Raw genomic sequence first — 22,720 nt, forward strand, 5'->3', positions numbered from 1 at the left:
GAACGCCCGGGTAGGCTCAGGGCGTGCAGCCAGAACGCCGCCAGCGGCCGCCCTCATGACCGTCACCTGGACGGAATTTCGCAACGCCCGGCGCCGCTCCCGCCAGGCGTGGGTTCTTCTGGCCGCAGCCGGACTGGCCCTCCTCGGCACCGTGGTCTGGTTCTTCACGGCCGGCCAGTTTGTCGTCGCGGAGCCGCAGACCCCGGGCCCCAGCGAGGCCCCCGTGCTTGCCGGCGGGTGGATGTACGCGGTGGACCCAGTCCGGGCCGTGCCGGAAGGACGCGCCGCCGGCGCGCTCGACACCCTTGCGGTCAAGGGACGGTCGGCGAAGGACAACTATGACCGGGGCGCCTTCGGCCAGGCCTGGCTCGACGTCGACCGCAACGGCTGCGATACGCGCAACGACATCCTCCGACGGGACTTGGCGGCCGCCGAATTCGTCCGCGGCTCCCGGTGCCAGGTGGCCGGCGGCACGTTCCAGGAACCCTACACCGGCCGCATGATCGCGTTCCGGCGCGGCGCCGAGACCAGCGCAGCGGTGCAGATCGACCACGTCGTGGCGCTGGGCGACGCGTGGCAAAAGGGCGCCCAGCAGCTCACCGCGCAGCAGCGCGAACACCTGGCCAACGATCCCCTCAACCTGATCGCCGTCGACGGTCCCGCCAACCAGGACAAAAGCGCCTCCGACGCCGCCACCTGGCTGCCGCCCAACAAGGCTTTCCGCTGCCACTACGTGGCCCGCCAGATTTCCGTCAAGGCCGCCTACCGGTTATGGGTCACGCCCGCGGAGAAGGAGGCGATGAAACGGATCCTCGCCTCGTGCCCAGGGCAGCAGACGATCGTTGCGCGGTGACGGCACTATGTCCTGTCCTGTCCCGTCCTTTCGTGCCTGGCGCAGGGATTCAGTGGCCCAAGCATAGGATCCGCCCCTCGCCCCTTCCGGGCTGGAGGACCCTTGCTGCCGTTCTGCTGTCCGGCGAGAATGGGCGCGGGACAAACCTCGCGCCGGAATACTGGAACGGAAACCATGGCACATCGCACGGACGATTCTGGCAAGGGGCACTCCGGTCACAGGAAGGGCTCCGCACGGCGGCGGGCTCGGCTCGACGTCGGAATCTACGAGGCCGAACTTCTCCGGCTCCAAGCAGAACTGGTTGCCCTTCAGGAGTGGGTCCGGAGCACCGGGGCGCGGGTTCTGGTTATCTTTGAGGGGCGGGACGCCGCCGGCAAGGGGAGCGCTATTAGGCGGGTCACCGAGTACCTGAATCCGCGGTTTGCCCGGATAGTAGCGTTGCCGGCGCCGACGGAGCGCGAACGCGGTGAATGGTACTTCCAGCGCTATGTGCCGCATCTCCCCGCAGCCGGGGAAATAGTCCTGATGGACCGCTCCTGGTACAACCGCGCCGGCGTCGAACACGTTATGGGCTTTTGCACCCCGGCGGAGCACAAACGCTTTATGGCGCAGTGCCCGGTCTTTGAACGGCTCCTCATTCAGGACGGCATTCTGCTCTTCAAGTACTGGTTCTCGATCAGCCATGCGGAACAGGAGCGGCGGTTCAAATCCCGTCTGGATGATCCCATGCGGCAATGGAAGCTCTCACAGATGGACCGGGAGGCAATCTTGCGCTGGGAAGACTACTCGCGGGCCAAGGACGACATGTTCATGCAGACGGACACCGCGGAATCACCGTGGTATGTCGTGGAAGCCGAAGATAAACGCCGGGCTAGGATCAACCTCATCGCCCACCTACTCGCCAGCATCGATTACAGCGAAGTACGGACAGAGCCGGTGACCTTGCCGGAGCGGCCGAAGGCCGTCAACTACACGCGCCCGCCGCGGGAGCTATTCCGCTATGTCCCGGACTTCGCGGCAAGCCTGGAAAAACCGGCCGAGGACTGAGCGCAATTGACTTGCTCAGTAGACTGCAGCATGGACATTGTGCGATACATAACGCCGCTGCTGGGCACGTGGCAGGGACAGAACCGCTCCCGGATCATGCCCACGGACGACTACCAGGACTCGGCGGCCACCGCCACTGTCACGGTGACGGCCGCGCACTTCGCGAGCGTCGCCTACACCTGGTCGGACGGTGAGAGCCCACAGGAAGGCCTGTTGCTCCTGGCCGGCGGGGCGTCCGACGCGGAGCCCGCCACTGCGGTGTGGGTGGACTCCTTGCACACGGGCAAGGCACTGATGCAGTTCTCCGGGACCGTGGACGGGGGCGGTGTCCTGCGGCTCAACGGCTGCTACGCGGCGCCGACCGGCCCGGACTGGGGCTGGCAGATCCACATCCACCCGGGGGAGGGCCAGGGCCGACGCATCACCATGCACAACGTCGTCCCAGGTGAAGACCCCTATCAGGTGGTGGAGCTGGTACTCGAACGGTAGGGTACCGGCATGGACATCATCCTCGTACCCGGATTCTGGTTGGACGCCTCGTCGTGGGAGGACGTCACCGCGCCGCTCACCGCTGCCGGGCATAAGGTCTACCCGCAGACACTGCCGGGCCTTGAATCTGCCGATGCGCCGCGCGCCGGGATTGGCCTGCGCACCCACATCGACGCCGTCGTGGCGAAGATCGATACCTTCGACGCGCCCGTGGCCTTGGTGGGCCACTCCGGCGGAGGGGCGATCATCCACGGCGCCGTCGATGCCCGCCCGGACCGGGTGGCCCGGGCAATTTACGTGGACAGCGGACCGCTCGCCGACGGTGGTCTCATCAATGACGAACTCCCGGCCGACGGCGACGACGTGCCCCTGCCGCCGTGGGAGCTCTTCGAGGATGCGGACCTCACCGACTTGACCGAGGACCTGCGTGCCATGTTCCGCGCCCGCGCCATCCCGCAGCCTCGCGGCGTGGCCCAGGACCGGCAGGAGCTCAAGGACGAACGCCGTTTCGAGGTCCCGGCCACCGTCATCGCCTGCGAATTCCCGTCCTCGATGCTGAGGGAAATGATTGCCGGGGGCCACCCGTACGTGGCGGAGCTCGCACGGATCCGCGACGTCGACTACGTGGACCTGCCCACCGGCCACTGGCCGCAGTTCACCAAGCCGGCCGAGCTCGGCGCCGCCCTCCTGGCCGCCGTCGACCGCACTTCGGGGAGCTAGCCGGCCGGGTCGCCCAGTCCGGCGGGAAATTCGTCAGTGGCCGAACGGGTCCGGGTCCACGCCCGGCATCCAGGTCAGGCCCGGAACGCCCCAGCCGCTGCGCTTGGCCTGCTTCATGGCCTTGCGCGAATAGCGGTCGATCAGCCGGTTCACGTAGAGCTTGCCGTCGAGGTGGTCGTACTCGTGCTGGATGACCCGGGCGAACCAGCCGGTTGCCTCGAATTCCACCGGCTTCCCGTCACCGTCGAAGCCCTGGACCCTGGCCCACTCTGCCCGCTTGAGCGGATACTGGCCGCCCGGGAAGGACAGGCAGCCTTCCTCTTCCTCGTCGGGGTCCGGCAGCGCGCCGGAAATCTTGGAAAGCGTCAGGACAGGATTGACCACGACGCCGGTGGGCGGGGCGCCGTCGTCGTTGTCGTACTTGTACACGAAGAGCCGCCTGCCGACCCCCACCTGGGGAGCGGCCAGCCCGACGCCGTTGGCGGCGTCGTTGGTCTCGAACATGTCGGCGATCAGGGTGCGGAGCTCGTCGTCGAAGACTTCGACTTCCGCGGCCCGGCGGTGCAGCACGGGCTCGCCCCAGATCGTAATGGGCAGGACGGTCATGTCAGGGGGTTCCTCAGGTGCTGTTGGAGACGCGGCGTCTCAGCCGGCAATGGTGCGGCCGACGACGTCGCGCATGATTTCGTTGGTGCCGCCGAAAATCGTCAGCAGCCGGGCGGCGAGGTAGGCCTGGGCCACCGGGTATTCCAGGATGTAGCCGTAACCGCCATGCAGCTGCAGGCAGCGGTCCGTAACGGACTTGGCGCGCTCGGACGCCCACAGTTTGGCGCGGGCAGCGCCCGCGGCGTCGAGTTCCCCGGCGTTGAAGGCGAGGATGGCCTGGTCCACGTAGGTTTCGGTGACCTCGACCTCTGTCAGGATGTCCGCGAGTTCGAAGCGGCTGTTCTGGAAATCGATGACCCGCTCGCCAAACGCGTTGCGGTCCTTCGTGTAGCGGACGGTCGCCTCGTAGATGGCGCGCACGACGGCGGAGCTGGCCACGGCGATCGCCAGACGGCCCTGGGGGAGCTGTTCGGCCGCGTACTGCAGGCCCTTGCCTTCCTCGCCCACCAAATCGGCGTGCGGGACGCGGACGTTGTCGAAGAACAATTCGGCCGTGTCGGAGGCCTTGAGGCCCATCTTGTCCAGCTGTTTACCGGTGTTGTAGCCCTCGCCCTTCTGGACCATGAACAGCGAGAACGAGTCGTGGTTTCCGCGTCCGGTGCCGCCGTCGGTGCGGGCCAGGACCAGGGAGGCGTCACCGGAGATGCCGTTGCCGATAAACGTCTTCTGGCCACTGATGAGCCAGTCGTCGCCGTCGCGGACGGCCTTGGTGCGGATGCCGCGCAGGTCGGAGCCGGCCCCCGGTTCGGTCCAGGCGACCGAGGTGACCTTGTCGCCGGAGACCATGCCCGGCAGCCAGCGGGCCTTGAGGTCATCGGAGCCGTAGGCCAGCAGATGGGGGAGGACCATGTCGTCGTGGAGGTGGAACGCCAGGCCGACCGCGAGGTGGTTGCTCTTGGCGAATTCTTCGTCGAGCACTGCCCGGAACCGGTAGTCGGACATCCCCATGCCGCCGAACTCTTCCGGCACGGCGAGGCCCAGCAGGCCCTGCTCGCCGGCCGCCGACCACAGTTCCCGGGACATCATGTGGTCCTCGTCCCACTGCGCGTAGTGCGGGGCAATCGCGCGCACGTTGAACTCGGCGGCCATCTCACGGAACATCTCGTGGTCTTCTTCAAAGAGCTTGCGCTTCACTGCGTTTCCTTCCAATGACAGATCCCGGGACGACTGCGCCGTACGGTCAAAAACTCGGTACAGACAACAAAGGCCGCACCGGATATCCGGTGCGGCCTTTGGAAAAGGTCGGACAATCACTGCCGTCCTTCATGAGGGTGAGCGACGGGGGTTGAACCCGCGACCTCCTGGACCACAACCAGGCGCTCTGCCAACTGAGCTACGCCCACCATGTGCCGTATCACGCCCTCCGGCGAACCGGCTGGCTGGAAAGGCAACGACAAATAGCTTACCTGTTGTTTGGGGGTGGTTTTGCCACTTTTGCGATTTTCACMAAAATTTCCGCGAAACGTGGCGCAGATTACATTCCTGCGCCACGTTTCGCGGGGGTGCCGGCGGGGTGCCGGCGGTTGGTTTCCGTCAGTGTGCCGCTACTGCGCCGGATTGGCGGCGGCTGCCTCGCCGCCCATGACGCGTTTGGCGATCCGCTGCGCCGTGGCACTGTCCGGGCCCGGCGCCGGGACAAACACGGCCTCGCGGTAATACCGGAGTTCGTCAATCGAGTCCTTGATGTCGCCGAGGGCCCGGTGCCCGCCCAGCTTGGCGGGGGACTGGAAGTAGGCCCGGGCAAACCAGCGGCGGGAGAGTTCCTTGATGGTGCTCACATCGATGACCCGGTAGTGCAGGTGCTCCACCACTTCGGGCATATCGCGGACCAGGAACACGCGGTCGGTGCCCACGGAGTTTCCGCCGAGCGGGGCCTTCCGGGGGTCCGGCACCCATTTCTTGATGTAGTCGAGCACCGCTGCCTGCGCTTCGGCCATGGTCTTGCCGTGCGGGAGCTCCTCAAGGAGACCGGACCGGGTGTGCATGTCGCGGACAAAGTCGTTCATCTGGGCCAGCGCGGCGTCGTCAGGCTTGATCACGACGTCGACGCCGTCACCCAGGATGTTGAGCTCCGAATCTGTCACCAGGGCGGCCACCTCGATGAGGGCGTCATTCTTGGTGTCCAGGCCGGTCATTTCGCAGTCAATCCAGACGATGCGTTCGTTAGTAATAGGCACCCGCCCAGCCTACCGTTCCGACGCCACAGAGCCGTCCGGTGCTAGGATTTCGGATACGCGGCCGTCGAATTATTTCGTCAACCGATTTCTTCAACGCGGCGCCCCGGGCCGGACAAAGCGGCTGGCTGTGGGCGGAAATATGGCCCACAACAGATTGGACGATCCTGACATGACGGCGCCTGTGCCTGCGGCGGGGGGAACGGCTGCCGGTACGTCCCGCACGTCCACGTCCCGCCCCTCTGCGTCCGGCCGGTCTGCGCTCGGCCCGGCTGAGCTCACCCCATTGGGGGACGGTGCCGTTGGCGACGTCGACAACCCCCGGTCCCCAATCCTTGCCGGGTTCCTGGGATCGCTGTTCATGACGATCGGTTCGATGGGTGTCGGCTGGCTCGCCCCCGCGTCCGAGCTCCGCCGTGTTCCGCTGTTCATCTGGATGCGCACCGAGGCCCTTGGCGTCGCCCTGTCCATTGTCCTTCTGGCCTTCGGCGGTATGCTCCTGGTCCGCGCCTGGCTGCGGCTCGGCCAGCGCGTCCGGGTCTGGGGAGCCGGCGCCCGCAAAGCCACGCTCCAGGCGACGGTGGCCTGGGGCCTGCCGCTGATGTTCTCCGTCCCGCTGTTCAGCCGCGACGTCTACGCCTATATCGGCCAGGGCCGGCTCATGGTGGAGGGCTTCAACCCCTACGAAAACGGCATCTCTGCGCTGTCCAACTACTTCCAGCTGGGCGCCGACAGGATGTGGACCGAGGCCCCCGTCCCGTACGGCCAGCTGTTCCTGTGGATCGAACAGTTCGTGGTCTGGGCCACCAATGTGCACCCCGAAGGCAGCATCATGCTGTTCCGGCTGGCCGCACTGGTGGGCGTCGTCCTCTGCGTGATCTATGTGCCAAAACTGGCCGAGCTGCACGGCGTGAACCCGAACCGGGCCCTGTGGCTGACGGCAGCCAACCCGCTTTTCCTCACCAACTTCATCGCCAGCGTCCACAACGACGCCCTCATGATTGGCCTTGCCCTGGCCGGCCTCTATTACTGCGCCACCCGCCGGGTCATCCTTGGCATCGTGCTGGTCACGCTGTCCATCTCGGTCAAGCCGATCACGGTCGTCTTCCTGCCGTTCATCGGCCTGCTCTGGGCTGGCAAGGGCGCCAGCTGGCCGCGCAAGTTCGTCTTCTGGGCCCTCACGGCCGGCATCAGCCTGGCCCTGCTGTACCTCATGAGCCGGGTCAATGGCTTCGGCTTCGGCTGGATCAACGGGCTGTCCGCGCCGGGCAGCATCTGGATCTGGTACGCGCCCGTTGGCCTGGTGGGCCTGATCGTGGCCTCCATCTCCAACGCCTTCGGGCTCGACGGCTGGGGACTGGCCAAGTGGGTGTTCGACGCCGGCAAGCTGCTCGCCGTCGGGATCGTGGCCTGGCAGATCTTCCGCGGTGACTACGACAGGCTGATGCGCCGGCTCACCCTGGCGTTCGCCGCCGTCGTGCTCCTGTCCCCGATGATCCAGTCCTGGTACATCGTCTGGCTCATCCCGCTCTTTGCCGTCACCGGCATCCGAGATGACTGGCAGGTCAAGGCGCTCTACTTCATCGTGTCCTTCTTTATGGTGTACGCGATCTCGGACCAGCTGGACGTCTTCCCGTACCTGCAGACCGCGGACCTCGGCCTGGCCCTGGCGCTGGCCCGCAACGCCGCCGCGATCATTGCCCTGCTGTTTGCCCTGTACCTGATCTTCCTGGACCCGAAGACCAAGCAGCTTTTCAGCAAGTCGGACGAGCCGGTCACCACACGTCCGATCATCTAGGCCGGCAGGTTCCTGAGCGCTTCCTTGCGGGAAAGCGGGCTGAGATCGTCCCAGTGCCGCTGCACGAACGCCCGCACCCAGGCCGGATCCGTCCTGGCGTACTGGCGCAGCGCCCACCCGATGGCCTTGCGGATGAAGAACTCCGGATCATCGAGGTTGGCCTCGATCACTGCGGCCAGGAGGGCCGTGTCAGTGGCCGCCTTGGCCCCCAGCTGCGCCGTAATGGAGGCCCGCCGGACCCAGAAGTCGTCGTCCCTGCTCCAGCGCCCCAGCACCGGCGTCAGCTCTGCCCGGTGCGCCTGCAACAGCGTGCCCAGCCGGTGCGCCACCCCGTCCACCAGGTCCCACCAGGCTCCGGTGCGGATGATTTCCTCGTACAGCGCCAGCATGCCCAGCTCCCCGGCGGCGAGTTTGAGCCCCGTGAGCTCGATCGCGGCATAGCGTTCCTCACGGCAGCTGGCCCTCCGCCACAGCGCGAGCACGGTGGACTGCAGCTCCGCCAGGCCGCCCGGCGGATGGGCCGCCGCCTCGGCTCGGACGATCCTGCGGACCTCGGGAACGCGCACGCCCAGCGAGGGCATCTGCGATTTCATGTAGGCCTGCGCCCCCGCGGCGCGGCCAGGATCGGCCGCCGCCTGCAGCCGGCCGCGGATCGCGTCAATCAGTTCAGTGGTGACCATGAGGCCACTGTAGACATCCTGGGGCGGGCTCTAGAGTTGAACCCAGCAAGCCGCGGCTCCGCGTCGAAAGGAAACCCATGTCCATGATCAAGAGTCCTGAAGAGATCGCACTGATGCGCGAGGCCGGCCGGGTGGTCGCCAACACGCTGGGGCGGGTCCGGGAGGCCGCCGCCGTCGGCGTCTCGCTCAAGGAACTGGACGAGGTCGCCGCGGCGTCCATCGCCGACGCCGGCGCCACGCCGGCGTTCCTGAACTACCGGCCGCGGTGGGCGTCAGTGCCGTTTCCCGGGGTCATCTGCGCCTCCGTCAACGACGCCGTGGTGCACGGCATCCCCAACGAGTACCGGCTGCAGGACGGGGACCTGCTGAGCGTGGACTGCGGCGCGTTCCTGGACGGCTGGTGCGGCGATGCCGCCGTCAGCTTCATTGTGGGGACCCCGGACCCGGTGGACCAGGCCCTCATCGACGCCACCGACGCCGCCCTGACCCGGGGGATCGAAGCGGCAAGGATCGGGAACAAGATGGGGGACCTCGCCTACGCGATCGGCGGGGCAGCGCGGCGGGCCGGCTACGGGCTGCTTGCCGATCACGGCGGCCACGGGATCGGCCGGACCATGCACGCCGAGCCGCACGTGCCCAACGACGGGCGTCCCGGCCGCGGCATCAAACTGACCGAGGGCCTGGTCATCGCCATCGAGCCGATGCTGATTCTCGGCCGCAAGGACGACTATTACCATGACGACGACGAATGGACCCTCCGCTCGGCGAACGGTCGCCGCGCCGCGCACAGCGAGCACACCGTGGCCATCACCGCGGACGGGCCTGTGATCCTGACGCTGCCCTAGGGCTAAGGGCTAAGGCCAAGGCCCACGGTAGGCTCCAGCCGGGGGTGCGGCCAGGCGGACGACGGCGCGTCCCGGCACCGCGTCGCTGACCACTGTGAAGCCGGCCGCCAGGAAAAGCCCCAAGGTGCCGTGATAGAGGTCTGCCGGGCCCGCCTTGGGCCGTCGCGCGGGATCAACCGGATAGCCCTCCACCACGGTGGCGCCGTGCGCGAAGGCGTGCTCGACGGCGGCTGCCAGCAGCGCCCCCGCCACACCGCTCCGGCGCTGGCCGGGGGAGACGACGAAACAACTGACTGACCACACCGGGTTCCCGCCGGGATCCCGGGCCACGTCAGGGGCCGACGTCAGGACCTTCGAGCGCAGGATCCTTGGATAGCACCCGCGGGGCTCGACGGCGCACCAGCCCACTGGATTCCCGTCGCGGAAGGCCAGGACACCGGGCGCCGGCTGGCCGCCGTCGAACTTGTCCCTCAACTGGCTCTTGCGGTCCTCCGGCGTCGACGCGGACCACTCGCTGCCGGTCACGGCGAAGAACCGGCACCAGCAGCGTGACGGTTCGCCGCGGACGCCAAAAAGACGCTCGACGTCGGGCCAGTCCGCCGCGGCGGTGGTAATGGCTGGCTGGCTCCGGGGGTCTGCTTCGCCCATGGATAGAGGGTAGCGCCTGGCGGCTTTAGCGCGTGCGCGTGCCCGGGCCGGCCTGTCGGCGGACACGATGCGCGGCGAGCCGCAGTTGAATGATGCGGGCCGCTCCGGCGATCGCGACCAGCACGCCGCCGCCGACGGCCGCGATGAACAAGGCAACGCCGAGCGGAACCGACCCCTCGAGGCCAAAGAACTTCACCTGCACATATTCCTGGTTCTGCAGGATGAAGGCGATGAGCACGATCAGCACCACCAGCGCACTGGCAACCGCGGCCCAGACCATTCCCGCGCGGGTGACCTGGCGCGTTTCCGGGGCWGGGGCAGGGGCAGGGGCAGGGGCCGGCGCCGGCGCCACGGGTGCCTCTGCACGGGAGGTTTCAACCGCGGAGGTCCCGGTCCCGGACCCGGATGTGGCGTCGGCGGTCCCCGGGTACTGGGTGGTCAGGGCATCGTCGGGATTGTTGGGGTCGAATCTGCGGGGTGTCTCGGTCATGGCGGCCGTGCCTTTCGATTGCGGGCAGGGCGCACAGACTTTCCCTGGCGCCCTGCCGGTCCACTCAATACTAAGCGTGCTGATGGCCGGCGGGGTGTCCGGGCGGTTGGGCGCGCGGTTCGGGCTGTTGGCACCGGCCCGGGCACGGTATAACGTCACAGCCAAGGGATTGCCTTGACGAGGAGGCGCGGCCGTGACCATTATCGACATCGCCGTCTATGTGGACGGTCACCGGACCGCCGACCCGGAAGGCCTCGAGGAAACGTATTTTCTCCTGCGGCAGCGCCAGGGCATGGCTTGGATCGGGCTCTACCGGCCGGAACCTGAGGAGCTGCGCTCGGTGGCCGAGGAATTCGACCTGAGCCACCTGGCCGTGGAGGACGCGCTCGCCGGCCACCAGCGGGCCAAGCTGGAACACTACGGCGAGACATTGTTCCTGGTGCTGCGGCCCGCCCGGTACCTGGACGAAGTGGAGAAGGTCGAGTTCGGCGAGATCCATGTGTTCGCCGGCCCGGACTTTGTGGTGACTGTCCGCCGGGCAGAGTCTCCCGATCTGGCCCGGGTGCGCCGGCGCATGGAATCCGAGCCGGAGTTCCTGGCGCTCGGTCCGGACGCGGTGCTGTACGCGATTCTGGACCAGGTGGTGGACGAGTACGAGCCGGTGGCCGCGGGGCTGGAAAACGACATCGATGAAATCGAAGATGACCTGTTCGCCGCCGATCCCGGCGTATCGCGCAGGATCTATGAACTCTCCCGCCAAGTCATCACGTTCCAGCGTGCGACAGCCCCGCTGGCCGGAATCCTGCAGACCCTTATGGGCAGCGGACCGGACGGGGTGCCGGACCCCGAACTGCAGGACCATTTCCGCGACGTCCTGGACCACGCCATCAGGCTGGGGGAGCGGGTGTCTGCCTTCCGGGCACTGCTGCAAAACGCGCTGGCCGTCAACGCAGCCCTCGTCGCCCAGCGGCAGAACGACGAAATGCGGCTCCTGACCGAATCGAGCTTCGCCCAAAATGAGCAGGTCAAGCGGATATCGTCGTGGGCTGCCATCCTGTTCGCCCCGACGTTGATCGCGTCGATCTACGGCATGAACTTCCGCGACATGCCCGAGCTCGACTGGATCTTCGGCTATCCGATGGCACTCGCGCTCATGATCGGCATGGGCGGTGCGCTGTTCCTGACGTTCAAACACAACAAATGGATTTGAGGATCCGGCTGAAATAGGAAGCGGCTCTGACCTTGCGTTGTCGCAGGTCAGAGCCGCTCTCTTGTGCCCCAGGAGGGAATCGAACCCCCGACCGGCGGATTAGAAGGCCGCTGCTCTATCCCCTGAGCTACTGGGGCACGGTGGCACCCGCCGGCCGCTGCCGGGGGATGCCTCAAAAAGTTTACAGTGCCGGAGCGCCGGTGGGGGTCAACGATGGCCGGTGGACGGTCCTGCGGCCCGGACCACTCCTCAACACTGCCCACGCTGCTGCCGGCAGCCGGTTTTCCACATGGCACAGCCGGGCCCTCCCCCGACGGCTGTTCGCGGCGGGATGCTGGAACTGCCCGGCAGGGCACGACAATTCGAGACAGGACATGAGAATGAGCGACAACATTACGGTCCGGGGCTTCGTCGCCTCGGAGATCAGAAGTTCGACCACCCCCGGCGGCGTGCCCACGGCGTCCTTCAGGCTCGGCGCCACCGAGCGCCGCTACGACCGCGGCTCCAGCACCTGGGTGGACGGCAACACCAACTGGTTCACTGTCCAGGGCTACCGGCAACTGGCCGGCAACATCGGCTGCAGCATCAAGAAAGGCCAGCGGGTCATCATCGTTGGCAGGCTGAAGATGCGCAGCTGGGAAAAGGACGGCAGGGTCTACCACGTCGCCGAGATTGACGCGGAGTCAGTCGGCCACGACCTCATGTGGGGCTCTGCCAACTTCACCCGCTCGGCCGCAGCAGGAAGCCAGCCGGCCGCAGGACCTGGTGCCGCTGGTGCGCCTGGCGGCGGAGACGGCGACGACGCCGGACCCCAGACCCAGTCCGGGGATACGGGCGGGGATACCGGCGGGGACGGCGACGGCGGTGCCGATGACCACACGACCTTCATCAACGACGCAAGCGGCGAGGAAGAGGAGGTGGACCAGGAGACCGGCGAACTGAAAGGGGCCGCCGCCTGAATCCCGGGCACCGGCGGGCAATGCCGGGCACCGGATTGGAGCACCACCGCGTGGCAGAATTGCCGATGCAACATGCAAGGAGCGCTGCGGGACGCGCCGCGGCCTCTGCAGGTGCGGTACCGGCGGCCGGTACTACCGCCGGGGGCGGCGCCGCCCGTCGCCGCGGCCGGGCCGTTCCGGCGGCCACAACCGTGGCGCTCCTGCTCGCAGCGTCCGCCTGTTCGATGCCGGCCGGGGGCAGCGGGGCCCAGGCCTCTGGCCCCGGGCGGCTGCCTTGTCGGCGTCCGGGACTGAACCGAACCGTCTGCGGCCGGGCACGGTTGCGGGTGCAATCGGCGCCACTGAGGCAACGCCAACTGCAAGGACAACGGCAATGGCTCCTGCAACAGGGCCTGCCAGGGGGCGCAGCGCGGCTCACGGAATGTGAGTTATCCCGGCCGAACCACTAGATTTGTAGGCATGGCGGAATTTATCTACACAATGACCAAGGCCCGTAAGGCTGTCGGCGAAAAACTCATCCTCGATGACGTAAGCATGTCCTTCTTCCCGGGGGCCAAGATTGGCGTTGTCGGCCCGAATGGTGCCGGTAAGTCCACCATTCTCAAGATCATGGCAGGCCTGGACACTCCCTCCAACGGCGAGGCCCGGCTCAGCCCCGGCTACACGGTGGGCATCCTGCTGCAGGAGCCGCCGCTGAACGAAGACAAGACCGTTCTGGGCAACGTCCAGGAAGGCGTCGGTGAAATCTACGGCAAGATCCTGCGCTTCAACGAGATCTCCGAGGAAATGGCCAGCCCCGACGCTGACTACGATGCCCTCCTCGAGGAAATGGGACAGCTGCAGGAAGCGATCGACGCGGCTGACGCCTGGGATATCGATTCCCAGCTGGAACAGGCCATGGACGCACTGCGCTGCCCGCCCGCCGATGCCGATGTCACCCTGCTCTCCGGYGGTGAGCGCCGCCGCGTCGCGCTGTGCAAGCTCCTGCTGCAGAAGCCGGACCTGCTGCTTCTCGACGAGCCCACCAACCACCTCGACGCCGAGAGCGTGCTGTGGCTCGAACAGCACCTCTCCAGCTACTCCGGCGCCGTCCTGGCCGTCACCCACGACCGTTACTTCCTTGACCACGTGGCCGAGTGGATCGCCGAAGTGGACCGCGGCCACCTCTACCCGTACGAGGGCAACTACTCAACGTACCTGGAGAAGAAGCGCGCCCGCCTGGAAGTCCAGGGCAAGAAGGACGCCAAGCAGGCCAAGCGCCTGACCGAAGAACTCGAATGGGTCCGGTCTAACGCCAAGGGACGCCAGACCAAGTCCAAGGCCCGTCTGGCCCGCTACGAGGAAATGGCTGCGGAGGCGGACCGCACCCGCAAGCTCGACTTCGAAGAGATCCAGATCCCGCCGGGACCGCGCCTGGGCGGACTCGTTCTGGAGGCCAAGGATCTCCAGAAGGGCTTCGACGATCGCACCCTGATCGACGGACTGTCCTTCACCCTGCCCCGCAACGGCATCGTTGGCGTCATCGGCCCCAACGGCGTCGGCAAGTCCACGCTCTTCAAGACGATCGTGGGCCTGGAACCGCTCGACGGCGGCGAACTGAAGATCGGCGATTCCGTCAAGATCTCCTACGCCGACCAGAGCCGCGGCGGCATCGACCCCAACAAGACCCTGTGGGAAGTCGTGTCCGACGGCCTCGACTACATCCAGGTCGGCCACGTCGAAATGCCCTCCCGCGCCTACGTGGCCGCCTTCGGCTTCAAGGGTCCGGACCAGCAGAAGAAGGCCGGGGTGCTCTCCGGTGGTGAGCGTAACCGCCTCAACCTTGCGCTGACCCTCAAGCAGGGTGGCAACCTGCTGCTGCTCGACGAACCGACTAACGACCTCGACGTCGAAACCCTCAGCAGCCTCGAAAACGCCCTGCTCGAATTCCCGGGCTGCGCCGTCGTGGTCTCGCACGACCGCTGGTTCCTGGACCGGGTGGCCACCCACATCCTGGCCTACGAAGGCGACGAGGAGAACCCCTCCAAGTGGTACTGGTTCGAGGGCAACTTCGAGTCCTACGAGGAGAACAAGGTCGAGCGACTGGGCCCGGACGCGGCCAAGCCGCACCGCGTAACGCACCGCCGCCTCACCCGCGACTAAGCCCACACGGCTTCAGCGCCACGAAAAAGCCGGCTCCCCGCGGGGAGCCGGCTTTTGTGTGCCGTGGTGTCTAAGTGCCAGCGGGCGGCCGGGCGGGCTAGCTGCGCTCGGCCTTGCGCATCTGGTGCTGCAGCACCTTGGACTGGACGGCGCCCTTGACCTTGTTCTTCAAATCGTTCGGGACGCGGACCATGCCTTCCTGGGCCACCGTCGCCACGTGCCGGCCGTCCCGGCTGAAGATCTTGCCGGTGGCGAGGCCCCGTGCGCCCTGGGCGCTGGGCGATTCCTGGACGTACAGGAGCCATTCGTCGACCCTGACCGGCCGGTGCCACCACATGGCGTGGTCCAGGCTTGCCACGGACATCCCGGGCGTAATCCAGCTCATCCCGTGCTTGCGGAGGATGGACTCCAGCAGCGTGTAGTCGCTCGCGTAGGCCAGGGCGGCCCGGTGCACGCCGGCGTCGTCGGGCATCGGACCGAAGGTCTTCATCCAGACGGCGTTGCGTGCGTCCTTGGGCCCCTTGGCCGAGACATACAGCGCCGGATCGACGTGGCGGATATCAAACGGCCGCTCGTACGCCCAGTGCCGGGCCACGGGGTGATCGAACTTGCCCAGCAGGTCGGCAGTGCTGGGCAGCGACTCGGGGTCCGGGATCCCGGCGGGCATCTCGGACTGGTGCTCGATCCCCTCGTCCTCGGCCTGGAAGGACGCGATCATCGACAGGATGGGCATGCCCTCCTGGTAGGCGTGGACCCGGCGGGCCGAGAACGACCGGCCGTCGCGCAGGCGCTGCACGCCGAACGTGATCGGCTTGTTGGCGTCTCCTGGCCGGAGGAAATAGCCGTGCATGGAGTGCACACTGCGGTCCGGATCGACGGTGCGGCTGCCGGCTATCAGGGACTGCGCCAGCACCTGGCCGCCGAAGACGCGGTGCCTGGGCTGCTGCTGGGAGGGGCCCATGAAGATGTCCTCGTCCGTCCGCGCGCCCTCAAGCTCGCCGAGGTTGAGGAGTTGGATGAGCGAGGAGGTGGGATCCTGGGTCGGGAGCCCCAGCAGTCCGGCTTCGGCTTCAGTCATGGTCTGACTCTAGACGGCACAGTCACACTGCTCAAAAGGGACACTGCTCAAAAGGCGGCGCGGCTCCCGAGAGGCGCAGCCGGTAGAGTCGGTAGTGTGTCTGATGTCCTAACCCAGCCCCTGCAGTTCTCCGATCCCCGCGACCTCGACGACCTGCGCACCTTCGCCACGCGCGCCAAGTCCATTGACGACGGCGCCATCCGGCTCCAGGCCGCGGGCCCAGTCCTGGCCGCCTACGTCTGCGTCCTGCGGCCCCGGCTCCTGGGCGAATCCACCCCCACCATCCTGGGCCTGCGGACCATGGCGCTGGCGCAGCCGGCGGACACTGACGTCACCGTGCCGCTGTCCGCCGTGCTGGACCGTTTGGCACGGGCGGGGGAGCACGACGTCGAACTTCCTGTCCCGCCGGTGACCGTCAGCGAGTCGTGGGCGGGGATCGGGGCGCCGCGGGCCGGCTGGGAACTGCTCGGCACGGTTCAGGACACCGTCCTGCGGGCCGCCGCCGAGGCCGGCATCAGGGAGATCGCCGCGATCATCCCGGACAAGCCGGGCGCGCTGATCGTCAATAACGCCCGGGCAACGGTCTGGGGCCGGGAACTGCCCGACGCCGCCGGGCTGCCGGCCGGCGCCGCGTTCGCCGCCCTCACCCTGGGCTTCCTGGCCGACGGCGAACAACGGCTCTACCGGGCCGGGCGCTGGTTCCGGCTCAGCGGCACCCGCGGCCACGTGCTGGTCCGGACCGGCACCGGGCTCTAGGAAGCTTCCCGGCACCCTCCGCTCAGGCCTCCGACGGGCTGTTCACCATGGAAAGGGCTGCCCGCTCCATGTAGTCCCAGAGCGTTCCCTCGTACAACTGAGGCAGCTCCAGGGCATCCACCGCGGCGCGCATGTGGAACAGCCAGCGTTCCTTGGCCTCCGGCGTCACCCGGAACGGCATGTGGCGCATCCGCAGCCGCGGGTGCCCGCGCTCCTCGCCGTACGTGGTGGGCCCGCCCCAGTACTGTTCCAGGAACATCAGGAAGCGCCGCTTGGCCGGGCCGAGGTCCTCTTCCGGGTACATGGCGCGCAACAGCGGATCGGTCGCGACGCCGTCGTAGAAGACGTCGATGAGCTTCACAAAAGTCTCGTGGCCGCCCACGGCGTCATAGAAGTTGTCTGTGTAGCCGGGCTGGCTGAATGGATCGTTTTGCAGCAGCTGCCTGGGCTGGCTGGGTTCGCCGGCGCTGGGAATCGTCATTTCTCTATTCTCCGGCCTTCTGCTGGGGTGCGCTGTCGGCCTCGTCCGCCGGCGGTGTCTCCGGCGGAATGTAAGTGCCCTGGGAGCGGTTGCCCACGCGCAGGATTTCGCCGTTGCGCAGGTACCAGATGGTGCCGTCGTCGGAGCGGACCCGGGTGATCCGCAGGTTCATGGCCTCGACGGTGCCCACCACCTCGGAGGTCTCGATGATGTCGCCAATGCCGTACTGGTCCTCGATCGTGATGAAGATGCCGGCGAGGAAGTCGCGGATCAGCTGCTGGGCGCCGAAGCCGATGGCCACACCGAGGATGCCGACGCTGGTCAGGATCGGGGCAATGTCCACGTTCAGGTTCTTGAGCACATACACGATGGTGAGGACGGCCACCAGGACGCCGACCACGCTGCTGAGCAGTGCGCCGATTGTCTGTGCCCGCTGGACCCGGCGCTCATGGTCCAGGGCGCGGAAGGCCGGAGCCACCCAGCGGAAGTGCGGCTTCTTGAAGAGCGTGCTGCCCGAGGCGACGCGCTTGGTGATGACGGAGATCACGAAGGATGCCACCAGCCACACGGCGACGCCGATCCCCAGGCTGATCAGGGCACCCGGCAGGTTGACGGCCGCRATGTCTTGGGCGGTGATTGGTTCGATGGTGGTAAGGCTGATCATCGGCGGGGGAAAACTCCTTGTTGCTGCGTCCCTGCTGCCGGCCGGCAGCGGGGCTGGGCGTCCGGATAGGCGGCCGGCGTTCGCCGGGCGCATAACACTCTGGTCTACTTCAACATTAGCGCCGTAGCGTGGCTCCATGCGCATCCTGGTACTCGGCGGAACGGTCTTCCTGTCAGCAGAAATAGCCCGGCAGGCCCTGGCCGCGGGCCACGACGTCACCTGCCTGGCCCGCGGTACCGTCGCTGCGCCGCCCGACGGCGCTACCTGGCTGCGCGCGGACCGCTCCCAGGGGGAGGCCGCCTACGTGGGGGCCGCCGGCAGCGGCGGGTGGGACGCCGTCGTCGACGTTTCGCGGGATCCTGGCCAGGCGCGGGAGGCGCTCGAGGCGCTGGCCGGCTCGGCCCGGCACTGGACCTTCATCTCCAGCTGCTCTGTCTATGCGGACCATTCGGTGGCCGGCGCCGCCGAAGATGCCCAGGTGCTTCCGCCGCTGGCGCCGGGGACGGAACTGAGCATGGATAACTACGGCGAGGCCAAGTCCGCGATCGAGCAATGGACCCGCCAACTGGCAGGGGACAAGGCGCACCTCTGCCGTGCCGGCCTGATCGGCGGACCCGGGGACGGCTCCGACCGTTACGGGTACTGGCCGGCCCGTTTCGCCCGGGACAACTATCCCGTCCTGGTCCCGGACATCCCCACCGACGCGACCCAGATCATCGACGTCCGCGACCTCGCGGCCTGGATCCTCACCGCCGCCGAAAACGGGATCACCGGGGCACTGAACGCCGTCGGCGAACCGGTCCCCTTTGCCGCCTACCTTGAGGAGTCGCGTCAGCTCGCCGACGCCGACTCCGAGGCCGTTGTGGCTCCCGAGGACTGGCTGGCGTCCCACGGCGCGAACTACTGGGCCGGTCCGGACTCGCTGCCGCTGTGGCTGCCGCCCGGCCATGATGGCTTCGAGACCCGCAGCAATGACGCTGCCCGGGCAGCCGGGCTGTCCATCCGGCCCTGGATGGACACGCTGCGGGACACCTTGGCGGATGAACGCCGCCGCGGACTCGGCCGCGAACGCAAGGCCGGGATGAGCCCGGAGACGGAACGCCGGATCGTGTCCGAGTACAAGGCAGAGGTCTCAGCCGGGCCCGGCTGACGGTGCCGGCTGACCTGTTCAGTCTGTCTGGCCCTCCACCACAGCCGTGGGCTCGTGCAACACCGGGAAGTTGACGCTGCGGGCAATGAAGCAGAGTTTGTTGGCCTCGACGTGAAGCTCCTCCAGAACATCCGGGGCCGCCGGTCCAGCCACCGTCACCGTGGGCTTCAGCGTGACGGATTCGAACTGCCCGCTGCCGTCCCGGTTGGTCCGCATCAGGCCCTCGGCCCGGTCCTCATAAGCTGTCACCACCACGCCGTGCTTCACGGCCACGTGCAGGAAGGAGAGCATGTGGCACTGCGAGAGCGCGGCCAGGAGCAGCTGTTCGGGGTTGTAGCGCTGCCGGTCCCCGTGAAAGGTCGGATCGGCGGAGCCGCGCAACACCGGCACCCCGGGGATCTCGACGTCGTGGTCGCGTGAGTAACCGCGGTATGTGGACGTCCCGGACCCGAGGTTCCCAGTCCAGCGGACAGTCAGCGCGTAGCGGTGTTCGTCAAGGCTCATGCGGCCAGTCTAGAACGACGGAACCCCGGCGCCGCGCGGGGGCGGCACCGGGGTTCCAGGATCGTCGGGGCAGGCTGTTGGCGTCCTAGCCGACGTCAGCCTGGCGGGCCCGCAGGGAGCGGGCCACGCCGTCGCGGTTCTCCAGCATCATCCGGCGCAGCGCCGAGCTGTCCTCCGGCAGCGAGGCCAAGAACTCATCCGTGCGGTCCACGGTGGCCTGCGTGGTCAGCTGGGCCGGGTAGAGCCCGACGACGATCTGCGAGGCCAGCGCGTGGGTGCGGTTGGCCACGATGCCCGGGACGGCCTCGAAGTACTTCTCGGCGTACGGCTCCAGCAGGGACGTGTCCAGGGCCCGGGTAAAACCGGTCACCGCGGAGCCCTGCAGGGCGTTGGACAGATCGCCCTTGACCACAATCGATTCCCAGGCTTCGGCCTTGGCCTCCGGAGTGGGGATGGCGGCCTTGGCCAGGGCCGCCGCGTTCTGGCCGTTGGAGGTGTTGTCGTGCGCCAGTTCCTCGTCGATCCGCTCCTGCCCGGCGCGGCCGCCTGCCACGAGGGACGCCAGCAGCTCCCACCGCAGGTCCTGGTCCACGCTCAGCCCGTCGAGGGTGAACGAGCCGTCCAGCAGCCCGGACACCGTGTCCAGCTGCCCGGCGCTGCGGGCCAGCAGGGCGTAGGACTTCACGAACTGCAGCTGCGCGTCCGAGCCGGCAGGCACCGCCGAGGCGAGCTCCCAGAGCTTGTCGGCCGCGGCTACGGCAGTGGCCGCCTGGTGCTCCTCGGCCACGTAGAAGGTCAGCGTGGTGGCAAGCTGCCGGAGCTGGACCATGATCACGGAGGAATCGGATTCCTCGGCAATGTTGGCCAGGATCAGGTCCACGTACCCGCGGGCCGGGGATTCGCCGTCGCGCGCCGCGTCCCAGGCCGAGCCCCACACGAGGGTGCGCGGGAGGCTCTGGCTGAAGTCCTTCAGGTGCGCCGTTGCGGTGGCGAGGGACTTCGGATCCAGGCGGACCTTGGCATAGGCGAGGTCGTCGTCGTTGAGCAGGATCAGGTCCGGCTGGGCCAGGCCGGCCAGGGCCGGAACTTCGGTGCGCTCGCCGTCGACGTCGAGCTCCTCGCGGTGCACCCGCTCCAGCCTGCCGGCGCCGTTGAGGTTGTAGAAGCCGACGGCGAGGCGGTGCGGCCGCAGCGTCGGTTCGCTCTCGATCGCCGACTGCACGATGGCGAAGGAGCCGATGGTGCCGTCCGCGTCCGCCGAGATCTCCGGTGTCAGGGTGTTGACGCCGGCGGTTTCCAGCCAGAGCTGGCCCCACCTTTCGAGGTCACGGCCGCTGGCCTTCTCGAGTTCGGCCATGAGGTCGCTGAGCTCGGTGTTCTGCCAGGCGTGCTTGCTGAAGTACTCGCGCACCCCGGACATGAATTCCTCCGGGCCCACCCAGGCGACGAGCTGGCGCAGCACCGAGGCGCCCTTGGCGTAGGTGATGCCGTCGAAGTTCACCTCAACGTCCTGGAGATCGTTGATCTCGGCAAAGATCGGGTGCGTGGTGGGCAGCTGGTCCTGCCGGTACGCCCAGGACTTCTCCACGGACGCGAAGGTGGTCCAGGCGTGGTCGAACTCGGTGTTCTCCACGGCGGCCAGGTGGGACATGTATTCGGCGAAGGACTCGTTGAGCCAGAGGTCGTTCCACCAGCGCATCGTCACGAGGTCACCGAACCACATGTGCGCGAGCTCGTGCAGCACGGTGATGGCGCGGCGTTCCACCTGGGCATCGGTGACCTTGCCGCGGAAGACGTAGCCTTCAAGAATGGTGACGGCCCCGGCGTTTTCCATGGCGCCGGCGTTGAACTCCGGCACGAAGAGCTGGTCGTACTTCTCGAACGGGTACGGGCAGCCGAACTGGGCCTCGAAGAACTCGAAACCCTGCCGGGTGAGCTCGAAGATGTTCTCGGCATCGAGGTACTGCATGAGCGACTTGCGGGCGAAGATGCCCAGCGGAGTGACCCGGCCTTCCGCCGACGTGACTTCGCTGCGCACCGACTGGTACGGCCCGGCAATGAGCGCGGTGACATAGGAGGAGAGCCRCGGAGTGGGGGTGAACTCCCAGACGGAGCGGGCGCCCCCGTCCGCGCCTGGGATGGTCTCCACCGGCACCGGTGTGGGGGAGTTGGACACGAGGTCCCAGTGCGAGGGGGCGGTGACGGTGAAGGTGAAGCTGGCCTTGAGGTCGGGCTGTTCGAAGACGGCGAACATGCGCCGCGAGTCCGGGACCTCGAACTGCGTGTACAGGTAGACCTCGTTGTCCACCGGATCCACGAAGCGGTGCAGGCCTTCGCCGGTGTTCATGTAGGGCGCGTCGGCGACCACGAGCAGGTGGTTCTCGGCCGCCAGGTCCGGGAGCTGGATCCGGACGCCGTCGGAGACCTCGCCCGGGTCCAGTTCGCGGCCGTTGAGGCTCACGCTGTGCACGGCGTGGGTCACGGCGTCGATGAAGGTCGAAGACCCAGGCTTGGCCCTGAACTTCACGGCCGTGGTGGACCCGAAGACTTTCTCGCCACGCGTCAGGTCAAGGCTGACCTCGTAGGAGTCGACGTCGATCAGGGCGGCGCGCTCGCGGGCTTCGGCGCGGGTCAGGTTCATACCGGGCAAAGGGGCCTCCAGAAGAAGATGGATACTGCCGGCCGGCCGCAGCCGCCGGCGATACTGTGAAATTATTCTTTCACGTCAGCGGCCTATGGCAAGTTAGCCCGATCACAATGTCCGGCGCCAACGCCCCTGCACCGAGTCCACGATTTGCCACGAATGGCCGCTAAGCCGATGCCCTTGGCGGCCATTCGTGTCAGATGAGTGCGGTGGGGCGGCGCGGCGTGGCGGGCACGTTGAGGTTGCCCCGGCTTCGGACCCGGGCACGGACCTTCGGAACCGGGGTGTGTGGTTTGCCCGTGTGCGCTTGAACTTCGATCCAAGTGCTTCCCGGAGCTCCGCCGGCACTCTCTCCATCGATTCGCCGCAGATGGCCGCTATGCCACCGTGCTTAGCGGCCATTCGTGTCAAGTGAGTGCTCTGTAGGGCGGGCACGTTGGCGTCGCCCCGGCTTCGGCCCCGGACTTGAACCAGGGCCGGGAGTCCAGCCGCGCTCCGTCAGCGCCGCGCGCACCCGGGTAACCGCGGCCGGCTCCATCCCAGGGGCGAACGGGGTCAAATGCCATTGGGTCAATACGACGACGCGCCACCCGGCATCCCTGGCGTTCTCATCCCGGAAGATGTCGCTGCGACGCTGGGCCGGACTGGCGTGATGCCCGCCGTCGTACTGAATCGCGATCTCTTCTTGCTCGTGGGCGGGTCCTGTACAACGTGCCTGATCC

Annotated in this window: 22 protein-coding genes and 2 tRNA genes; 11 read left to right on the top strand and 13 right to left on the bottom strand. The window is 67.5% G+C overall.

Going from position 1 to position 22,720, the window contains the following annotated elements:
- Positions 1 to 55: 55 nt before the first annotated feature.
- The 4 genes from AC1D2F_RS09550 to AC1D2F_RS09565 all read left to right on the top strand — a co-directional run bounded on the left by AC1D2F_RS09550 (position 56) and on the right by AC1D2F_RS09565 (position 3,109).
- Positions 56 to 853 carry an HNH endonuclease family protein gene (locus AC1D2F_RS09550; protein WP_476966610.1) on the top strand — a complete coding sequence of 266 codons (798 nt, stop codon included), beginning with the start codon at positions 56 to 58 and terminating at the stop codon, positions 851 to 853.
- A gap of 174 nt (positions 854 to 1,027) precedes the next feature.
- Positions 1,028 to 1,900 (top strand): polyphosphate kinase 2, encoded by an 873-nt coding sequence (ppk2, locus tag AC1D2F_RS09555; protein ID WP_476966611.1) that lies wholly within the window; start codon positions 1,028 to 1,030, stop codon positions 1,898 to 1,900.
- 30 nt (positions 1,901 to 1,930) lie between these two features.
- Positions 1,931 to 2,389: a DUF1579 family protein gene (locus AC1D2F_RS09560; protein WP_476966612.1), complete on the top strand. Its 459-nt coding sequence runs from the start codon at positions 1,931 to 1,933 to the stop codon at positions 2,387 to 2,389.
- Between the two features lie 9 nt (positions 2,390 to 2,398).
- A complete protein-coding gene (locus AC1D2F_RS09565; RefSeq protein ID WP_476966613.1) occupies positions 2,399 to 3,109 on the top strand; it encodes an alpha/beta fold hydrolase in 711 nt (236 codons plus the stop codon).
- Between the two features lie 33 nt (positions 3,110 to 3,142).
- Here AC1D2F_RS09565 and def read toward each other — a convergent pair whose 3' ends face one another.
- The 4 genes from def to orn all read right to left on the bottom strand — a co-directional run bounded on the left by def (position 3,143) and on the right by orn (position 5,952).
- On the bottom strand, positions 3,143 to 3,715 hold the full coding sequence (def, locus tag AC1D2F_RS09570; RefSeq protein WP_476966614.1) for a peptide deformylase: 573 nt from the start codon (positions 3,713 to 3,715) through the stop codon (positions 3,143 to 3,145).
- A gap of 39 nt (positions 3,716 to 3,754) precedes the next feature.
- Positions 3,755 to 4,909 carry an acyl-CoA dehydrogenase family protein gene (locus tag AC1D2F_RS09575; RefSeq protein WP_476966615.1) on the bottom strand — a complete coding sequence of 385 codons (1,155 nt, stop codon included), beginning with the start codon at positions 4,907 to 4,909 and terminating at the stop codon, positions 3,755 to 3,757.
- A gap of 136 nt (positions 4,910 to 5,045) precedes the next feature.
- A tRNA-His gene (locus tag AC1D2F_RS09580) sits at positions 5,046 to 5,118 on the bottom strand.
- A gap of 201 nt (positions 5,119 to 5,319) precedes the next feature.
- On the bottom strand, positions 5,320 to 5,952 hold the full coding sequence (orn, locus tag AC1D2F_RS09585; RefSeq protein WP_476966616.1) for an oligoribonuclease: 633 nt from the start codon (positions 5,950 to 5,952) through the stop codon (positions 5,320 to 5,322).
- 169 nt (positions 5,953 to 6,121) lie between these two features.
- Here orn and mptB point away from each other — a divergent pair, with 169 nt between their 5' ends.
- A complete protein-coding gene (mptB, locus tag AC1D2F_RS09590; protein WP_476966617.1) occupies positions 6,122 to 7,747 on the top strand; it encodes a polyprenol phosphomannose-dependent alpha 1,6 mannosyltransferase MptB in 1,626 nt (541 codons plus the stop codon).
- Here the strand turns inward: mptB and AC1D2F_RS09595 are convergent.
- The gene (locus tag AC1D2F_RS09595; protein WP_476966618.1) at positions 7,744 to 8,427 is read right to left on the bottom strand and encodes a DNA alkylation repair protein; all 684 of its coding nucleotides are present in this window, start codon (positions 8,425 to 8,427) and stop codon (positions 7,744 to 7,746) included. The two genes, mptB and AC1D2F_RS09595, sit on opposite strands and share 4 nt — an antisense overlap.
- A 77-nt stretch (positions 8,428 to 8,504) precedes the next feature.
- Between AC1D2F_RS09595 and map the strand changes: the two genes are divergently transcribed.
- Entirely contained in the window at positions 8,505 to 9,272 is a 768-nt protein-coding gene (gene map, locus AC1D2F_RS09600) for a type I methionyl aminopeptidase (protein WP_476966619.1), read from the top strand.
- A gap of 9 nt (positions 9,273 to 9,281) precedes the next feature.
- On the opposite strand, the gene AC1D2F_RS09605 is transcribed toward map, so the two are convergent.
- Both AC1D2F_RS09605 and AC1D2F_RS09610 read right to left on the bottom strand, forming a co-directional pair.
- The gene (locus AC1D2F_RS09605) at positions 9,282 to 9,920 is read right to left on the bottom strand and encodes a GNAT family N-acetyltransferase (RefSeq protein ID WP_476966620.1); all 639 of its coding nucleotides are present in this window, start codon (positions 9,918 to 9,920) and stop codon (positions 9,282 to 9,284) included.
- Between the two features lie 25 nt (positions 9,921 to 9,945).
- Positions 9,946 to 10,410: a LapA family protein gene (locus AC1D2F_RS09610; RefSeq protein WP_476966621.1), complete on the bottom strand. Its 465-nt coding sequence runs from the start codon at positions 10,408 to 10,410 to the stop codon at positions 9,946 to 9,948.
- Positions 10,411 to 10,603: 193 nt separating this feature from the next.
- Here AC1D2F_RS09610 and AC1D2F_RS09615 point away from each other — a divergent pair, with 193 nt between their 5' ends.
- On the top strand, positions 10,604 to 11,620 hold the full coding sequence (locus AC1D2F_RS09615; RefSeq protein ID WP_229993394.1) for a magnesium and cobalt transport protein CorA: 1,017 nt from the start codon (positions 10,604 to 10,606) through the stop codon (positions 11,618 to 11,620).
- A gap of 64 nt (positions 11,621 to 11,684) precedes the next feature.
- Here AC1D2F_RS09615 and AC1D2F_RS09620 read toward each other — a convergent pair.
- A tRNA-Arg gene (locus tag AC1D2F_RS09620) sits at positions 11,685 to 11,757 on the bottom strand.
- Positions 11,758 to 12,000: 243 nt separating this feature from the next.
- On the opposite strand from AC1D2F_RS09620, the gene AC1D2F_RS09625 reads away from it, so the two are divergent.
- Together AC1D2F_RS09625 and ettA are read left to right on the top strand one after the other, a co-directional pair.
- Positions 12,001 to 12,579, top strand: coding sequence for a single-stranded DNA-binding protein (locus AC1D2F_RS09625; RefSeq protein WP_476966622.1), 579 nt, complete (start codon positions 12,001 to 12,003; stop codon positions 12,577 to 12,579).
- A gap of 459 nt (positions 12,580 to 13,038) precedes the next feature.
- On the top strand, positions 13,039 to 14,721 hold the full coding sequence (ettA, locus tag AC1D2F_RS09630; RefSeq protein WP_229993392.1) for an energy-dependent translational throttle protein EttA: 1,683 nt from the start codon (positions 13,039 to 13,041) through the stop codon (positions 14,719 to 14,721).
- Between the two features lie 97 nt (positions 14,722 to 14,818).
- On the opposite strand, the gene AC1D2F_RS09635 is transcribed toward ettA, so the two are convergent.
- Positions 14,819 to 15,799: an acyl-CoA thioesterase gene (locus AC1D2F_RS09635; protein WP_229993391.1), complete on the bottom strand. Its 981-nt coding sequence runs from the start codon at positions 15,797 to 15,799 to the stop codon at positions 14,819 to 14,821.
- A 96-nt stretch (positions 15,800 to 15,895) separates the two neighbouring features.
- Here AC1D2F_RS09635 and AC1D2F_RS09640 point away from each other — a divergent pair, with 96 nt between their 5' ends.
- Positions 15,896 to 16,555: a DUF8185 domain-containing protein gene (locus AC1D2F_RS09640; protein ID WP_476966623.1), complete on the top strand. Its 660-nt coding sequence runs from the start codon at positions 15,896 to 15,898 to the stop codon at positions 16,553 to 16,555.
- Positions 16,556 to 16,577: 22 nt separating this feature from the next.
- On the opposite strand, the gene AC1D2F_RS09645 is transcribed toward AC1D2F_RS09640, so the two are convergent.
- Both AC1D2F_RS09645 and AC1D2F_RS09650 read right to left on the bottom strand, forming a co-directional pair.
- Positions 16,578 to 17,036 (bottom strand): globin, encoded by a 459-nt coding sequence (locus AC1D2F_RS09645; RefSeq protein ID WP_476966624.1) that lies wholly within the window; start codon positions 17,034 to 17,036, stop codon positions 16,578 to 16,580.
- A gap of 4 nt (positions 17,037 to 17,040) precedes the next feature.
- The gene (locus tag AC1D2F_RS09650) at positions 17,041 to 17,700 is read right to left on the bottom strand and encodes a mechanosensitive ion channel family protein (RefSeq protein ID WP_229993389.1); all 660 of its coding nucleotides are present in this window, start codon (positions 17,698 to 17,700) and stop codon (positions 17,041 to 17,043) included.
- A 136-nt stretch (positions 17,701 to 17,836) separates the two neighbouring features.
- Between AC1D2F_RS09650 and AC1D2F_RS09655 the strand changes: the two genes are divergently transcribed.
- Entirely contained in the window at positions 17,837 to 18,850 is a 1,014-nt protein-coding gene (locus AC1D2F_RS09655) for an NAD-dependent epimerase/dehydratase family protein (RefSeq protein WP_476966625.1), read from the top strand.
- An 18-nt stretch (positions 18,851 to 18,868) separates the two neighbouring features.
- Here AC1D2F_RS09655 and AC1D2F_RS09660 read toward each other — a convergent pair whose 3' ends face one another.
- Positions 18,869 to 19,354, bottom strand: a complete 486-nt coding sequence (locus AC1D2F_RS09660; protein ID WP_364743979.1) for an OsmC family protein — start codon at positions 19,352 to 19,354, stop codon at positions 18,869 to 18,871.
- A gap of 85 nt (positions 19,355 to 19,439) precedes the next feature.
- Positions 19,440 to 21,995, bottom strand: coding sequence for an aminopeptidase N (pepN, locus tag AC1D2F_RS09665; RefSeq protein ID WP_476966626.1), 2,556 nt, complete (start codon positions 21,993 to 21,995; stop codon positions 19,440 to 19,442).
- Positions 21,996 to 22,720 lie beyond the last annotated feature (725 nt).

It is taken from the genome of Arthrobacter sp. P1_B3 (assembly GCF_056406615.1).

What these genes read in the sequence shown, in the direction of transcription:
- AC1D2F_RS09550 (WP_476966610.1), top strand. Translation starts at nt 56, where the DNA reads ATGACCGTCACCTGGACGGAATTTCGCAACGCCCGGCGCCGCTCCCGC.
- ppk2 (WP_476966611.1), top strand. Translation starts at nt 1,028, where the DNA reads ATGGCACATCGCACGGACGATTCTGGCAAGGGGCACTCCGGTCACAGG.
- AC1D2F_RS09560 (WP_476966612.1), top strand. Translation starts at nt 1,931, where the DNA reads ATGGACATTGTGCGATACATAACGCCGCTGCTGGGCACGTGGCAGGGA.
- AC1D2F_RS09565 (WP_476966613.1), top strand. Translation starts at nt 2,399, where the DNA reads ATGGACATCATCCTCGTACCCGGATTCTGGTTGGACGCCTCGTCGTGG.
- def (WP_476966614.1), bottom strand. Translation starts at nt 3,715, where the DNA reads ATGACCGTCCTGCCCATTACGATCTGGGGCGAGCCCGTGCTGCACCGC.
- mptB (WP_476966617.1), top strand. Translation starts at nt 6,122, where the DNA reads ATGACGGCGCCTGTGCCTGCGGCGGGGGGAACGGCTGCCGGTACGTCC.
- AC1D2F_RS09595 (WP_476966618.1), bottom strand. Translation starts at nt 8,427, where the DNA reads ATGGTCACCACTGAACTGATTGACGCGATCCGCGGCCGGCTGCAGGCG.
- map (WP_476966619.1), top strand. Translation starts at nt 8,505, where the DNA reads ATGTCCATGATCAAGAGTCCTGAAGAGATCGCACTGATGCGCGAGGCC.
- AC1D2F_RS09605 (WP_476966620.1), bottom strand. Translation starts at nt 9,920, where the DNA reads ATGGGCGAAGCAGACCCCCGGAGCCAGCCAGCCATTACCACCGCCGCG.
- AC1D2F_RS09625 (WP_476966622.1), top strand. Translation starts at nt 12,001, where the DNA reads ATGAGCGACAACATTACGGTCCGGGGCTTCGTCGCCTCGGAGATCAGA.
- AC1D2F_RS09635 (WP_229993391.1), bottom strand. Translation starts at nt 15,799, where the DNA reads ATGACTGAAGCCGAAGCCGGACTGCTGGGGCTCCCGACCCAGGATCCC.
- AC1D2F_RS09645 (WP_476966624.1), bottom strand. Translation starts at nt 17,036, where the DNA reads ATGACGATTCCCAGCGCCGGCGAACCCAGCCAGCCCAGGCAGCTGCTG.
- AC1D2F_RS09655 (WP_476966625.1), top strand. Translation starts at nt 17,837, where the DNA reads ATGCGCATCCTGGTACTCGGCGGAACGGTCTTCCTGTCAGCAGAAATA.
- AC1D2F_RS09660 (WP_364743979.1), bottom strand. Translation starts at nt 19,354, where the DNA reads ATGAGCCTTGACGAACACCGCTACGCGCTGACTGTCCGCTGGACTGGG.